General features: G+C 75.0%; 10 protein-coding genes. 8 read left to right on the top strand and 2 right to left on the bottom strand.

The window, feature by feature from the left end; genetic code table 11:
* Positions 1-12: 12 nt before the first annotated feature.
* From ACI79I_RS18925 to ACI79I_RS18900, 6 genes are all read left to right on the top strand, one after another.
* Entirely contained in the window at positions 13-1,185 is a 1,173-nt protein-coding gene (locus ACI79I_RS18925; RefSeq protein ID WP_456993855.1) for a glutamate--cysteine ligase, read from the top strand.
* Positions 1,182-2,429, top strand: a complete 1,248-nt coding sequence (locus ACI79I_RS18920; RefSeq protein WP_456993854.1) for an amidohydrolase — start codon at positions 1,182-1,184, stop codon at positions 2,427-2,429. Before ACI79I_RS18925 ends, ACI79I_RS18920 begins: the two co-directional genes overlap by 4 nt.
* A 91-nt stretch (positions 2,430-2,520) precedes the next feature.
* The gene (locus ACI79I_RS18915) at positions 2,521-4,395 is read left to right on the top strand and encodes a methylmalonyl-CoA mutase subunit beta (RefSeq protein WP_456993853.1); all 1,875 of its coding nucleotides are present in this window, start codon (positions 2,521-2,523) and stop codon (positions 4,393-4,395) included.
* The gene (gene scpA, locus ACI79I_RS18910) at positions 4,392-6,599 is read left to right on the top strand and encodes a methylmalonyl-CoA mutase (protein ID WP_456993852.1); all 2,208 of its coding nucleotides are present in this window, start codon (positions 4,392-4,394) and stop codon (positions 6,597-6,599) included. The genes ACI79I_RS18915 and scpA overlap by 4 nt, the downstream gene beginning before the upstream one ends.
* Positions 6,599-7,600, top strand: a complete 1,002-nt coding sequence (gene meaB, locus ACI79I_RS18905) for a methylmalonyl Co-A mutase-associated GTPase MeaB (RefSeq protein ID WP_456993851.1) — start codon at positions 6,599-6,601, stop codon at positions 7,598-7,600. The genes scpA and meaB overlap by 1 nt, the downstream gene beginning before the upstream one ends.
* Positions 7,601-7,804: 204 nt before the next feature.
* Positions 7,805-8,710 carry a type IV toxin-antitoxin system AbiEi family antitoxin domain-containing protein gene (locus ACI79I_RS18900; RefSeq protein ID WP_456993850.1) on the top strand — a complete coding sequence of 302 codons (906 nt, stop codon included), beginning with the start codon at positions 7,805-7,807 and terminating at the stop codon, positions 8,708-8,710.
* A 140-nt stretch (positions 8,711-8,850) separates the two neighbouring features.
* Here ACI79I_RS18900 and ACI79I_RS18895 read toward each other — a convergent pair whose 3' ends face one another.
* A complete protein-coding gene (locus ACI79I_RS18895; protein WP_456943886.1) occupies positions 8,851-9,324 on the bottom strand; it encodes a gamma-glutamylcyclotransferase in 474 nt (157 codons plus the stop codon).
* A 118-nt stretch (positions 9,325-9,442) separates the two neighbouring features.
* Here ACI79I_RS18895 and ACI79I_RS18890 point away from each other — a divergent pair, with 118 nt between their 5' ends.
* Positions 9,443-10,846, top strand: coding sequence for an NAD(P)H-quinone dehydrogenase (locus ACI79I_RS18890; RefSeq protein ID WP_456993849.1), 1,404 nt, complete (start codon positions 9,443-9,445; stop codon positions 10,844-10,846).
* Between the two features lie 129 nt (positions 10,847-10,975).
* On the top strand, positions 10,976-12,733 hold the full coding sequence (locus tag ACI79I_RS18885; RefSeq protein WP_456993848.1) for a reprolysin-like metallopeptidase: 1,758 nt from the start codon (positions 10,976-10,978) through the stop codon (positions 12,731-12,733).
* 45 nt (positions 12,734-12,778) lie between these two features.
* On the opposite strand, the gene ACI79I_RS18880 is transcribed toward ACI79I_RS18885, so the two are convergent.
* Positions 12,779-14,539, bottom strand: a complete 1,761-nt coding sequence (locus ACI79I_RS18880) for an acetyl/propionyl/methylcrotonyl-CoA carboxylase subunit alpha (protein WP_456993847.1) — start codon at positions 14,537-14,539, stop codon at positions 12,779-12,781.
* Positions 14,540-14,563 lie beyond the last annotated feature (24 nt).

The raw sequence follows: 14,563 nt of genomic DNA, 5'->3' as shown, positions 1-14,563 counted from the left end.
AGACTCCGCAGCGTGCAGATTCCCTTCCGCTCCTCCGAGCGCGCCAGCCTGGGAGTCGAGTGGGAGCTGCAGCTCGTCGACCTGCAGACCCGGCAGCTGACCGCCGGCGCGGTGGAGATCCTCCAGGAGATCAGGCCCGAGGGGGCCGAGGAGCACCCCAAGGCCAAGCACGAGCTGCTCCAGTCGACCATCGAGATCATCACCGGCATCTGCACCACCGTCGCCGAGGCGAAGGCCGACCTGGCCGGCACCCTCGCCGAGGTCCGGGCCGCCGCCGAGCGCCGCGGGCTCGGCCTGATGTGCGCGGGCACCCACCCCATCACCGACTGGCAGACCCAGCAGATCTCGCCGAAGGAGCGCTACCTCCAGCTGGTCGAGAAGATGCAGTGGCTGGCCCGCCGGTTGCAGATCTTCGGGGTGCACGTGCACGTCGGCGTCCGGGCGCCGGAGAAGGCGATCCCGATCGTCAACGCGCTCACCCAGTACGTGCCGCACTTCCTCGCGCTGTCGGCGTCCTCCCCGTACTGGGTCGGCGCCGACACCGGCCTGGCCAGCGCCCGCTCCAAGGTCTTCGAGGGGATGCCGACCGCGGGGCTGCCCTACCAGCTGTCGGGCTGGGACCGCTTCGAGCAGTACATGGAGACGCTGATCTCCACCCACGCCATCGAGAGCGTGCGCGAGGTGTGGTGGGACATCCGTCCCCACCCCGACTTCGGCACCGTGGAGCTGCGCATCTGCGACGGCCTGCCCACCCTCGAGGAGATCGGCGCGGTGGCCGCGTTGTCGCAGTGCCTGGTCGAGCAGTTCGACCGGGAGCTCGACCGCGGTTACACCCTGCCCGTGCCGGCCAGCTGGGTGCTGCGGGAGAACAAGTGGCGGGCGGCCCGCTACGGGCTCGACGCCGACATCGTCGTCGACGAGAAGGGCACCGTGCGGCCGGTGCGCCAGGCGATCACCGACCTGGTCGAGGACCTCACACCGACCGCCCGCCGGCTCGGCTGCGAGGCGGAGCTCGCCGACGTGGAACGCGTCCTCGCCGTCGGCGCCTCCTACCAGCGGCAGCGGGCGGTGGCCGCCGCCCACGACGGCGACCTGTGTGCCGTCGTCGACAGCCTGCTCGCCGAGCTGCGGGACGGCCTGCCCGCCCCGGACCCGGCCGGCGCCGCCGGAGGCCGCCCGGCATGACGCAGTTCCCGGAGAAGCTGGGAACGGCGGTCGACGAGTGGGCCGCCGAGCGGAACCAGCAGCTCGTCGCGGTCCGCCGGCACCTGCACGCCCACCCCGAGCTGGCCTTCGCCGAGTTCGAGACGACGTCCTTCATCGAGCAGCGGCTGCGCGACGGCGGCCTGCAGCCCCGGCGGCTGCCCACCGGCACCGGGCTGGTCGTGGAGATCGGCTCGGGCGACCCGATCGTGGTGCTGCGGGCCGACATCGACGCGCTGCCGCTGCCCGACCTCAAGGACGTGCCGTACGCCTCCACCCGCGAGTCCACGTGCCACGCCTGCGGGCACGACGTCCACACCACCGTCGTCCTCGGCGTGGCCCTGGCGCTGGCGACCCTCGACAGCCTGCCCGGCACGGTCCGCTGCGTCTTCCAGCCGGCCGAGGAGACCGTGCCCGGTGGCGCCACCGAGGTGGTCGCCGCCGGCGTGCTCGACGGCGCCTCCCGGGCCTTCGCGCTGCACTGCGACCCGTCGATCCCGGCCGGCACGGTGGGCCTGCGGACCGGGTCGATCACCGCGGCCTGCGACCGCATGGACGTCACGCTGACCGGGCCCGGGGGGCACACCGCCCGCCCGCAGCTGACCGTCGACCTGGTCGACGCCCTGGGCCGGCTGATCACCGACCTGCCCTCGCTGCTGTCCCGGCAGGTCGACCCGCGGGCCGGGATGTCCCTGGTGTGGGGTGCGGTCAACGCGGGTGTCGCGGCCAACGCCATCCCGCAGCGCGGGCACCTGCGTGGCACGGTGCGGGTGCTGGACCGGGACGCCTGGCAGGAGGCCGAGGGCCTGCTGCGCTCGCTGGTCGAGCGGGTGGCCGCGACCACCGGGGCCGAGGTCGAGGTCGACTACATCCGCGGGGTGCCGCCGGTGGTCAACGACCCGCGGGCGGTCGCGCTGCTGCGGTCGGCGGCCCTGGAGACGGTCGGCAGCGAGGGGCTGCGGATGTCCCCGCAGAGCATGGGCGGGGAGGACTTCGGCTGGTTCGCCGACGTCCTGCCCATCGCCCTGGCCCGGCTGGGCACGCACGGGGGCGGCGCCCCGCTGGACCTGCACCGGGGCACCTTCGACGTCGACGAGCGGGCGATCGGGGTGGGTGTGCGGCTGCTGGCCCGCACCGCCCTGCACGCGCTGTCCGCCGACGCCGGGGCCCGGCCGTCCGGCCCGTCGCCACGACCCGGACGCGCGGAGCAGGGCGGGCGTCGGTAGACACTGACGCCGGTGGACCCGAGGAGGGGGACCCGATCGTGAGCAGAGCCGTTCCACGGACGAGTCCGACGAGCGCCCGCGAGGAGGACTCGTGACCGACGACCAGCAGCCGGCCCACCCCGACGCCGAGGTGCCCGCCGAGCACGCCGTCCCCGAGGACCTGCGGCTGGCCGGCGAGTTCCCCGCCGTGACCCGCGACCAGTGGCGCGACCTCGTCGCCGGTGTGCTGCGCAAAGCCGGGCGCGAGGAGCTCCCCGACCCGGTCGAGGACGCCCTGCGCCGCCCGGTCGCCACCGGCGTGTCCGTGGCGCCGCTCTACACCGCCGAGGACGCCGGTGACCTGCCCGGTGCGGTCGGCGTCCCGGGCCTGCCGCCGTTCGTCCGCGGCGGGCGCGCCGGGGCTCCTGGCAGCGACGTGCCCGGTGGCTGGGACGTCCGGCAGCGGCACGCGCACCCCGACGTCGCCGTCACCCGGGAGGCGATCGCCGCGGACCTCGAGAACGGCGTCACCTCGCTGTGGCTGGTGCTCGGCGAGGGCGCGGTCCCGGTCGAGGCGCTGCCCGAGGTGCTCACCGACGTCCTGCTCGACCTCGCGCCGGTGGCGGTCTCCGGAGGCCCGGCGGCCGCCGAGGCGTTCCTCTCGCTGGTCGAGGGCCGCACCGACCTCGCGCCCGGCGGCTCGCTGGGCCTCGACCCGCTCGGCGTGCACGCCGCGTCCGGGCAGGCCCAGGACCTCACCGGGCTCGCGGACGTGGCCCGCCGCGCGAGCGCGCACCCCGGTCTGCGCACGGTGGTCGTCGACGGCACGGTCTTCGCCGACGCGGGGGGCAGCGTCGTCGAGGAGCTCGGCTGCGCACTGGCCGCCGGGGTCGCCTACCTGCGGGCGCTGACCGAGGGCGGACTGCCGGTCGACGAGGCGTTCGGCCAGCTGGAGTTCCGCTTCTCCGCGTCGGCCGACCAGTTCACGACGATCGCCGGCCTGCGTGCCGCCCGCCGCCTGTGGGACCGGGTCGGCGAGGTCAGCGGCGCCGCACCCGACGTGCGCGCCCAGCGCCAGCACGCCGTCACCTCCTCGGTGATGACCACCAGGCACGACCCGTGGGTGAACATGCTGCGGACGACGGTCGCCTGCTTCGCCGCCGGCGTGGGCGGGGCCGACGTCGTCACCGTGCAGCCGTTCGACGCCGCCCTCGGGCTGCCGGACGCCTTCTCCCGCCGGATCGCCCGCAACACCCAGAGCCTGCTGGTCGAGGAGGGCCACCTCGCCCGGGTGCTCGACCCGGCCGGCGGCTCCTGGTACGTCGAGTCGCTCACCGACGCCCTCGCCGAGGCGGCCTGGGGCTGGTTCACCGAGATCGAGCGGGCCGGCGGGCTGGCCGCGGCGCTGGACTCCGGACTCGTCCGGGACCGGCTGGCCGCCGCCTGGGCCACGCGCACCGAGCGGCTGGCGCACCGCAGCGACGCGATCACCGGTGTCAGCGAGTTCCCCAACCCGGCCGAGCAGCTGCCCGAGCGGCAACCGGCGCCCGACCTGCTCCCGGCCGGCGGGCTGCCCCGGGTCCGCGCCGCGCAGGAGTTCGAGGAGCTCCGCGACCGCGCCGAGGCGGCGGCCGAGCGGCCACGGGTGTACCTGGCCACGATCGGCCCGGTCGCCCGGCACACCGCCCGGGCGACCTTCGCGGCCAACCTGTTCCAGGCGGGCGGGTTGGCGACGCCGTCCGGCGACGGGGCGAGCGGCCTGGCCGACGCCGGGACGACGGTGGCCTGCATCTGCGGCACCGACCGCGACTACGGCGAGTCCGCGGCAGCGCTCGCCGCGGAGTTGCGCGCCGCCGGCGCCACGCAGGTGTGGCTCGCCGGCAGACCGTCGCTCGGGGTGGACGGCGTCGACGGGTACGTGTACGCCGGATGTGACGCACTGGACGTCCTCCGCACGCTCCACGGGCAGTTGGGAGTCACGGCATGAGCGGCATCCCCGACTTCGGCGGCGTCGAGCTGGGCCGACCGGCGGCCGGCGCCACGGTGGACGACTGGGCCAAGCGGTTCGAGGAGACGACCGGCCGCGGCGTGGCGGAGGCGACCTGGGAGACGCCCGAGGGCATCGCCGTCCCGCCGCTGTACACGCCGGCCGACCTCGAGGGCCTGGACTTCCTGCAGACCCTCCCCGGGCTGCCGCCGTACCTGCGTGGCCCCTACCCGACGATGTACACGACCCAGCCGTGGACGATCCGCCAGTACGCGGGTTTCTCCACCGCGGCGGAGTCCAACGCCTTCTACCGGCGCAACCTCGCCGCAGGGCAGAAGGGCCTGTCGGTCGCCTTCGACCTGCCCACCCACCGCGGCTACGACTCCGACCACCCGCGGGTGGTCGGCGACGTCGGCATGGCCGGGGTGGCGATCGACTCGATCCTGGACATGCGGCAGCTCTTCGACGGCATCCCGCTGGACCGGATGAGCGTCTCGATGACCATGAACGGCGCGGTGCTGCCGGTGATGGCGCTCTACGTCCTCGCCGCGGAGGAGCAGGGGGTGGCGCCCGCGCAGCTGGCCGGGACCATCCAGAACGACATCCTCAAGGAGTTCATGGTCCGCAACACCTACATCTACCCGCCGAAGCCGTCGATGCAGATCGTCAGCGACATCTTCGCGTTCACCTCGCAGCAGATGCCGCGGTTCAACTCGATCTCCATCTCCGGTTACCACATCCAGGAGGCGGGGGCGACGGCCGACCTGGAGCTGGCCTACACGCTGGCCGACGGGGTGGAGTACGTGCAGGCGGGCAAGGGCGCGGGGCTGGACGTCGACGCGTTCGCGCCGCGGTTGAGCTTCTTCTGGGCGATCGGCATGAACTTCTTCATGGAGGTCGCCAAGCTCCGGGCCGGCCGGCTGCTGTGGGCCCGGCTGATGAAGGAGGCCGGCGCGCAGAACCCCAAGTCGCTGTCGCTGCGCACCCACTCGCAGACCTCGGGCTGGTCGCTGACCGCGCAGGACGTGTTCAACAACGTCGTCCGCACCTGCCTGGAGGCGATGGCCGCGACCCAGGGGCACACCCAGTCGCTGCACACCAACGCCCTCGACGAGGCGCTCGCGCTGCCCAGCGACTTCTCCGCCCGGATCGCCCGCAACACCCAGCTGCTGCTCCAGCAGGAGTCGGGGACGACGCGGGTCATCGACCCGTGGGGCGGGTCGGCGTACGTGGAGAAGCTGACCTACGACCTGGCCCGCCGGGCGTGGGCGCACATCGAGGAGGTCGCCGAGCACGGCGGCATGGCGCAGGCGATCGACGACGGCATCCCGAAGCTGCGCATCGAGGAGGCCGCGGCGCGCACCCAGGCCCGCATCGACTCCGGCCGGCAGCCGGTCATCGGCGTGAACAAGTACCGGGTGGACGCCGACGAGGCCATCGAGGTGCTGCGCGTCGACAACGCCGACGTGCTGGCCCAGCAGAAGGCGAAGCTGGAGGAGCTGCGGGCCTCCCGCGACCCCGGGGCGGTGACCGACGCGCTGCGCCGGCTCACCGACGCCGCCCGCGCGGCCGCGGAGGGACGGCGGGACTCCTCGCTGGACTCGAACCTGCTCAAGCTCGCCGTCGACGCGGCGCGGGCCAAGGCGACCGTCGGCGAGATCTCCGACGCGCTGGAGGAGGTCTACGGGCGGCACGCGGGCCAGGTGCGCACCATCTCGGGTGTGTACCGGGAGGAGGCGGGAGCATCGGGCCCCATGGAGGAGACCCGGCGCATGGCCGAGGCGTTCGAGCAGGCCGAGGGACGACGTCCCCGCATCCTCGTGGCCAAGATGGGCCAGGACGGCCACGACCGCGGCCAGAAGGTGATCGCGACGGCCTTCGCCGACCTCGGGTTCGACGTCGACGTCGGCCCGCTGTTCCAGACGCCGGAGGAGGTGGCCCGGCAGGCGGTGGAGGCCGACGTGCACGTCGTCGGCGTCTCGTCGCTGGCGGCGGGTCACCTCACGCTCGTGCCGGCCCTCAAGCAGGCCCTCGCCGACCTCGGTGCGGAGGACGTCGTCATCGTCGTCGGTGGGGTCATCCCGCCCGACGACGTCCCGACGTTGAAGGAGATGGGCGCGGCCGAGGTGTTCCTCCCCGGCACGGTCATCGCCGAGGCGGCGCAGGGGCTGCTGCGCACGCTCTCGGACCGACTCCGGCACTGATGGCGGGTCGACCGGTCGACGTCCCGGCGCTGGTCGAGGGGGTCCTCGCCGGGGAGCGCCGGGCCGTCGCGCGGGCCATCACGCTCGTCGAGTCGCAGCGCGCCGACCACCGCGAGCGGGCGCAGGAGCTGCTGGTGGAGCTGCTGCCGCACACCGGCTCGGCGCGTCGGGTCGGGATCAGCGGCGTCCCCGGGGTGGGCAAGTCGACGTTCATCGACTCCCTCGGGGTCGCCCTGACCGCCGCCGGGTCGAGGGTCGCGGTGCTCGCCGTCGACCCGTCGTCGGCCCGGTCCGGCGGGTCGATCCTCGGCGACAAGACCCGCATGGCCCGGCTGTCGGTGGACCCGCAGGCGTTCATCCGGCCCTCGCCGACGTCCGGGACGCTCGGCGGGGTCGCGCAGGCGACGCGGGAGTCGATGGTCGTCGTGGAGGCCGCCGGCCACGACGTCGTGCTGGTGGAGACCGTCGGCGTCGGGCAGTCGGAGGTGGCCGTCGCCGAGATGGTCGACTCCTTCCTGTTCCTGACGCTGGCCCGCACCGGCGACCAGTTGCAGGGCATCAAGCGCGGGATCCTCGAGATCGCCGACGTCATCGCGGTGAACAAGGCCGACGGGCCGGGTGCGGTCGACGCCCGGCGGGCGGCGCGGGAGCTGGCCGGGGCGATCCGCATGCTGCGCGGTCACGTCGAGGGCGGCTGGGACGTCCCCGTGCTCACCTGCGCCGGGCTGACCGGTGAGGGGCTGGACCGCGTCTGGGCCGCGGTCGTCGAGCACCAGGACCGGATGAGGGCGTCGGGCGAGTTCGAGGAGCGCCGCCGCACGCAGCAGGTGCGGTGGACGTGGCAGCTGGTGCGCGACGGGCTCGAACACCGGCTGCGGGCGCACCCCGGCGTCCGGTCGGCCGGGCCGGAGCTGGAGAAGGCGGTGCTGGCGGGGGAGCTGACCCCCGCTCTGGCCGCGCAGCAGCTGCTGGAGACCTTCCTCGCCGCCCCGGAGCCCTGAGCGCCGGTTCTGCCCCCGTTCGCCGCGACCCCCACCTCCGCGGCCCCCACCTCCGCGATCATGAAGTCCGGGAGGCGACACCCCGCGCAGCGACGGCGCGCCCCTTCCCGGACTTCATGATCGCGGGGAGTCCACAGGGAGCGCGGCGTCCACAGATCGCGCGGTGGCCGTCCGCTGCGGGCTGCGACTCTCGACGCTGCGGCGGTGGACTTCGCGTTCTACCGCCTCGTGGCCGCCCAGCACGGCGTCTTCACCACCGCGCAGGCCCTGAGCCACGTCACCGACGCCGAGTTGCGGCGCCATGTCCGCGCCGGTCGGTGGCGGCGGACCCGCTGGCGCGGCGTGCTGGTCGACGGTGAGCTGCCGGACTGCCCCGCCCTGCAGCTGCGTGCTGCTGCGCTGGCTGCCGGTGCCGACCTCGTGGCCTGCCACTCGACCGCGGCCGCGGTGTGGGGCTTCGGCGTCATCGGCGATCCGACACTGCACTTCCTGGGCCCGCCGCAGCTGGTCAACAGGCGCCTGCCAGGGGTGCAGGTCCACCCGTCGAGCCTCGGCACCGACGACGCCGTGCTCGTGGACGGCGTCTGGTGCACCCCGCCGGCGCGCACGGCGTGCGACGTCGTCCGCACGACCGCACCCCTCGACGGTCTCGCGACGCTGGACGCGGCCCTGCGGTCAGGGACCTGCACCCCGGCGGACCTGGTGGCCGCCGCGGAGTCGATGCGGGGCCTCCGCCAGGTGGCGCGGCTGCGGGAGCTGGTGCCGCACGCCGACGCGGGAGCGGAGTCCCCGATGGAGTCGCGCATGCGCTGGCGCTTCATCGACGGCGGGCTGCCCGCGCCGACCGTCCAGGTGCGACTGAGCGACGGCGGACGCACCCACCACCTGGACGTGGGGTGGGAGGACCAGCTCGTCGGGGCCGAGTTCGACGGGCTGGAGGCGCACATGACCCGCGAACAGCTGGCCGCGGACCGGGACCGGCACAACTGGCTGACCGAGCACCGGTGGACGTTGCTGCACGTCACGGCGATCGACGTCTACCGGTGGCACGTCGCCCTGGTGGCGCGGACGGCCCGCGCGCTCGGCGTCCCCTTCCGGCCGCGATCATGAAGTCCGGGACGCGGCACCCCGCATTGAGGCGGCGTGTCGCTTCCAGGACTTCATGATCACGGAGGCGAAGCACCGGGAGCGGAGGCGAAGCACCGGGCGCGGAGGCGAAGCACGGGGAGCGGAGGCGGAGCGGGGCGGGGTCAGACGCCGGTGGAGCGGCACTCCCGGGAGCGGAGCTCGGTCAGGTAGTCGTCCGGGGCGCCGGCGGCCTCGGCGGCGTCGGCGAGGGCGCCGAGGTACCGCGCCGAGGGGAGGCCGCCCTCGAACGCGTCGAGCACGTACACGTAGGCGACCTGGTCGCCGGTGAGCGTGTGCACCCGCAGGTGCAGCTTGCGGTAGAGCCCGAGGTCGGCGCCCTCCCACGCGTCCAGCGCCCGCTCGTCGGCCTCGGTGAGGTCGTAGAGGGCCACGAAGACGCCGGGGGACAGCGACTCCCCGGGGGTGGTGTCGTCGGGGACCAGGGTGGCCAGCGCACCCTCCCAGCCGAGGTCCTCCCCGCCGAAGGTCAGCCGCCAGCCCCGGATCCAGCCGGTGCCGGTGTGCGGCGAGGAGGGACAGCGTCGGAGCATCTGTGCGGGGTCCATGTTCGACCCGAACGCGGCGTAGAGGCCCATCGCCTGGCCAGCCTACGGCCGTGTGGCGCGCCCCTCCCCGGGGGATGGACGACGCCGGTCGCGAGAGCGGGGAGAATGGCCTCGGCACGTGTCCGCACCGCATCCCCCGAGGACCCTCATGACCCGCATCGTGATCATCGGCGGCGGTCCCGCCGGCTACGAGGCCGCGCTGGTCGGCGCATCGCTCGGCGCCGAGGTCACCGTCGTCGAGCGGGACGGCGTCGGCGGGGCCAGCGTGCTCACCGACTGCGTCCCCTCGAAGACCTTCATCGCCTCGGCCGGGGCGATGACCAACGTGCGCGACTCCGCTGCCCTCGGGGTGCAGGGCGCCGAGCTGGCCGCCGTGGGCATCGACCTCGGCGCGGTCAACCAGCGGGTCAAGGGGCTCGCGGTCGCGCAGTCGGCCGACATCAAGGCGCGGCTGCTCGGCGAGGGCGTGCGTGTGGTCGCCGGTCAGGGCCGCATGGCCGACGACGTCCGTGGCCTGGTCGAGCACCGGGTCGAGGTGGTCGACGGCGACGGCGCGGTGAGCGAGACGCTCGAGGCCGACGTCGTCCTCATCGCCACCGGCGCCGACCCCCGCGTCCTGCCCGGGGCCGAGCCCGACCACGAGCGGATCCTCGACTGGCGCGACGTCTACGACCTGCAGGAGATGCCCGAGCACCTGGTCGTCGTCGGCTCGGGCGTCACCGGCGCCGAGTTCGCCTCCGGCTACCTGGAGGCCGGCGTCCCGGTCACGCTGGTGTCCTCTCGCGACCGGGTCCTGCCCGGCGAGGACTCCGACGCCGCCGAGGTGCTCGAGCAGGTCTTCCAGTCCCGCGGCGGGCGGCTGGAGCGCGGCCGGGCCGCCGGCGTGCGGCGCACCGAGAAGGGCGTCTCGGTCGAGCTGACCGACGGCCGCACCGTCGAGGGCTCGCACGCGCTGATGACCGTCGGCACCGTCCCCAACACCGCCGGGCTCAACCTCGAGCAGTGCGGGGTGGAGCTCTCGCCGTCCGGGCACGTGGTCGTCGACCGGGTCTCGCGCACCAGCGTGCCCGGCATCTACGCCGCCGGGGACGTGACCGGCGTCTTCCAGCTGGCCTCCGTGGCGGCGATGCAGGGGCGGATCGCCATGTGGCACTCCCTCGGCGAGGCCGTCCAGCCGATCCGGCTCAAGACGGTTGCGGGTAACGTCTTCACCCACCCGGAGATCGCCACCGTCGGCGTGCAGGAGAAGTCGCTGCCCGAGGACGCCCAGATCGACGTCGTCCGGCTGCCGCTGGCGACCAACGCCCGGGCGAAGATGGCCGACCTGCGCGACGGCTTCGTCAAGCTGTTCGCCCGCCAGTCGACAGGTGTCGTCGTGGGCGGGGTCGTGGTCGCGCCCGGCGCCTCGGAGCTGATCCTGCCGATCGCACTGGCGGTCACCAAGGGGCTCACGGTGAGCGACCTGGCGCACACCTTCGCGATCTACCCGTCGCTGTCCGGCTCGATCACCGAGGCCGGACGGCGGCTGATGGGGGCCGACGCCCTCGCCTGAGAGGACCGGGGAGGCCCGGGACGGGGCCGGTGAGGGTGCCGGGGTCGCTGAGACGGGTGTGACACCGGGTTCGGCTGGATCCCCCGGCGCCGGTGCCGATGGGGAGCGGACCCGCCGATGGGGTAGGGGATGCACCCCACCCGGACCGCCCCCGCTGCCCGCCGTCGCCTCCGCGCGCTGGCCGGTGTGGCCACCGCGGTCGTCGTCTCCCTGGCGCTGCCGACCGCGGCGGCGCGGGCCGACGAGCCCGGCGACACCGTGGTCGGGGAGCTGGTGCAGGCCTGGCCGGAGACCGACCTGGCCGGCGCCCCCGCCGGTGCCGACTCCGCCGAGGGTGAGGCGGCCGAGGCTCCGCTGAGCTGGGTCGAGACCGAGGCCGGTGGGGCCGTGCGCGTGCCCACCGAGGCCGTCGCCGACCTGCCCGTCGGGTCGACCGTCGCGGTCACCGTGGGGGACCGGCTGGCCGACGCCGCCGGGGCGGACGGCTACGAGGCCGCCCGGGACGTCCTCGACGCCGAGGTGGTGCGGAGCGCCCCCGTGCACGACGCGGCCCGGACCGCGGCGCTCACCAACCAGGTCACCGTGGCCCTGGTCGTGCCGGCGGGCGGGACCGAGGACGGGACGACGCCGGCGCAGGTCGCCGCCGCCGTGGACGGCCCGGTCGCGGACTTCTGGGCCGAGCAGACCGACGGCGCCGTGACCCTCGGGGTCACCGAGACCCACCCGTGGGTGCACACCGACGCCGGCTGCGCGGACCCCACCGCGCTGTGGAACGAGGCCGCCGCCCGGATCGGCTTCGAGGCCGCTCCCGGCCGCCACCTCCTGCTCTACGTCAGCAGCCTGCCCCGCTCGCTGCCCGGCTGCTCCTACGCGCTCGGCCAGGTCGGCTCGGGTCCCGGCGCGGGTGGCCGGCTCTACGTCCGCGACGTCCTGCCCTCGGTGATCGCACACGAGCTGGGGCACAACTTCGGCCTGGGGCACTCCTCGGGCCACCAGTGCGACGCCGGCGTCGAGACCGGGGACTGCCGCACCGCCGCCTACCGGGACTACTACGACGTCATGGGTGCCTCGTGGAGCTCGGTGGGCGCCCTCAACGCCCCGCAGGCGGCACAGCTCGGCGTCCTCCCCGCGTCGGCCCAGGCGGCCGTCGCGGCGGGCGGCCCGGCCACCACGGTGACCCTCGCGCCGCTGTCCGGCCGCACCGGCACCCGCGCCGTGCGGTTGACCGACCCGGAGGGCGCCACCTACTGGATGGAGTACCGCGCGGCCACCGGGCGCGACGCGTGGCTGGGCACCGCCGACAACCGCTTCGACCTGCAGACCGGCGTCCTGCTGCACCGCACCGGCGAGATGCCCGACACCGCGCTGCTCCTCGACGGCACGCCGTCCCCCGCCGCGGCCTGGGACGAGGACCTGCAGGCGGCGCTGCCGGTGGGCGTCCCGGTCCCGGTGTCCGGTGGCGACCTCACGGTCACCGTCGAGGCGGTCTCCGCCGCCGGCGCCACCGTCACGGTGACCAGCGCCGCCGGGGACACCGTCGCGACCACCCCGCTGCCGGACGAGCCGGGCGGTCGGGACCCCGCGGTGCTGCCCGCGGACCCGCAGGCGGCCGCGCCCGCAGCGCCCGCCGCGCCCGCCGCGCCCGCCGCGGTCACCCTCCCCGAGGCCGGTGGCTCCTCCGGCGCCGGGGCTCCCGGGACGGTCCTCGGCGCCCCGGACGTCGCGGGCACGCCGGCGCTCGCCGATGCCCTGCGCGGGGTCGCGGTGCAGACCGCGGCGCAGACCTCGGGCGACGGCGGGTGGCCGCTCCCGGCGCTGGCGGGCGGCGGTCTCGGCGCGGTCGCGCTCGCCGGTTGGGCGCTGGCCCGGGCACGCACCCACGGCTGACGCCCGGCGGGCCCGCCCCCGGGCCGGGAGGGGGCCCTCGACGCCCTACACGGCGTCGGCGATCGTGCAGATCACCGCACCGCTGGTGACGGTCGCGCCCACCTCGGCCGACAGCCCGGTGACGGTGCCCGCCTTGTGGGCGGCGATCGGCTGCTCCATCTTCATCGCCTCGAGGACGACGACGAGGTCGCCGGCGGCCACGGTGTCCCCGTCGGAGACCGCGACCTTGACGATCGTCCCCTGCATCGGGCTGGTCAGGGAGTCGCCGGAGGCGGCCGAGCCGCCGTGCCCGCCGCCCCGCTTGCGCGGCTTGGCGCCGGACGCCGCGGCGGGGGCGCCGCCGCCGGCGGCCAGCCCGGCGGGCAGCGACACCTCCAGCCGGCGGCCGCCGACCTCGACGACGACGGTCTGCCGCTCCTCCGGCTCGCCGTGCTCGGCGGGCGGTGCGGTGTACGGCGGGACCTGGTTGTCCCACTCGGTCTCGATCCAGCGGGTGTGCACCGTGAACGGCTCGCTGGTGAACGCCTCGTCGCGGACGACGGCCCGGTGGAACGGGATCACCGTCGGCATGCCCTCGACGACCAGCTCGTCCAGGGCGCGGCGGGAGCGCTGCAGCGCCTCCTCGCGGGTGGCGCCGGTGACGATCAGCTTGGCCAGCATCGAGTCGAACGCGCCGGCGACCTCGCCGCCGGTCGCCACGCCGGAGTCCCACCGCACGCCGGGACCCTGCGGGATCTCCAGCCGCTGCACCGGGCCCGGGGCCGGCATGAAGTTGCGGCCGGCGTCCTCGGCGTTGATGCGGAACTCGATGCTGTGGCCGCGCGGGGCGGGGTCCTCGGTGATGTCGAGGGGGAGGCCCTCGGCGATGCGGAACTGCTCGCGGACCAGGTCGATGCCGCTGGTCTCCTCGCTGACCGGGTGCTCGACCTGTAGGCGGGTGTTGACCTCCAGGAAGGAGATCGACCCGTCGGCGCCGACGAGGTACTCGACGGTGCCGGCGCCGTGGTAGCCGGCCTCCTTGCAGATGGCCTTGGCCGACTCGTGGATCCGCGCCCGCTGCTCGTCGGTCAGGAACGGCGCGGGCGCCTCCTCGACCAGCTTCTGGTTGCGCCGCTGCAGGGAGCAGTCGCGGGTGCCGACGACGACGACGGTGCCGTGGGTGTCGGCCAGGACCTGGGCCTCGACGTGCCGGGGCTTGTCCAGGAACCGCTCGACGAAGCACTCGCCGCGGCCGAAGGCGGAGACCGCCTCGCGGACGGCGGAGTCGAACAGCTCCGGGATCTCCTCCATGGTGCGGGCCACCTTCAGCCCGCGGCCGCCGCCGCCGAAGGCCGCCTTGATGGCCACCGGCAGGCCGTGCTCCTCGGCGAAGGCGACCACCTCGTCGGCGCCGGAGACCGGGTCCTTGGTGCCGGGCACCAGCGGCGCGCCGGCCTTCGTGGCGATGTGCCGGGCCTGGACCTTGTCGCCGAGGGCGATGATCGCCTCGGGCGAGGGGCCGATCCAGGTGAGCCCCGCGTCGATGACCGCCCGGGCGAAGTCCGCGTTCTCCGAGAGGAACCCGTAGCCGGGGTGGACGGCGTCGGCACCGGACTGCCGGGCGGCGTCGAGGATCTTGTCGATGACCAGGTAGGAGTCACCGGGCGTCGTCCCGCCCAGGGCGAAGGCCTCGTCGGCGGTCCGCACGTGCAGCGCGTCGCGGTCGGGTTCGGCGTAGACGGCGACGCTGGTCAGCCCGGCGTCCTTGCACGCGCGGGCGACGCGCACCGCGATCTCACCGCGGTTGGCGATCAGGACCTTCTGCACCGGTTCGTTCTCCTCGGGTCGGGA

It is taken from the genome of Geodermatophilus sp. SYSU D01105, assembly GCF_054050095.1.
This window is presented reverse-complemented; position numbering and strand designations above follow the sequence as displayed.

What these genes read in the sequence shown, in the direction of transcription:
- ACI79I_RS18920 (WP_456993854.1), top strand. Translation starts at nt 1,182, where the DNA reads ATGACGCAGTTCCCGGAGAAGCTGGGAACGGCGGTCGACGAGTGGGCC.
- scpA (WP_456993852.1), top strand. Translation starts at nt 4,392, where the DNA reads ATGAGCGGCATCCCCGACTTCGGCGGCGTCGAGCTGGGCCGACCGGCG.
- meaB (WP_456993851.1), top strand. Translation starts at nt 6,599, where the DNA reads ATGGCGGGTCGACCGGTCGACGTCCCGGCGCTGGTCGAGGGGGTCCTC.
- ACI79I_RS18895 (WP_456943886.1), bottom strand. Translation starts at nt 9,324, where the DNA reads ATGGGCCTCTACGCCGCGTTCGGGTCGAACATGGACCCCGCACAGATG.
- ACI79I_RS18890 (WP_456993849.1), top strand. Translation starts at nt 9,443, where the DNA reads ATGACCCGCATCGTGATCATCGGCGGCGGTCCCGCCGGCTACGAGGCC.
- ACI79I_RS18885 (WP_456993848.1), top strand. Translation starts at nt 10,976, where the DNA reads ATGCACCCCACCCGGACCGCCCCCGCTGCCCGCCGTCGCCTCCGCGCG.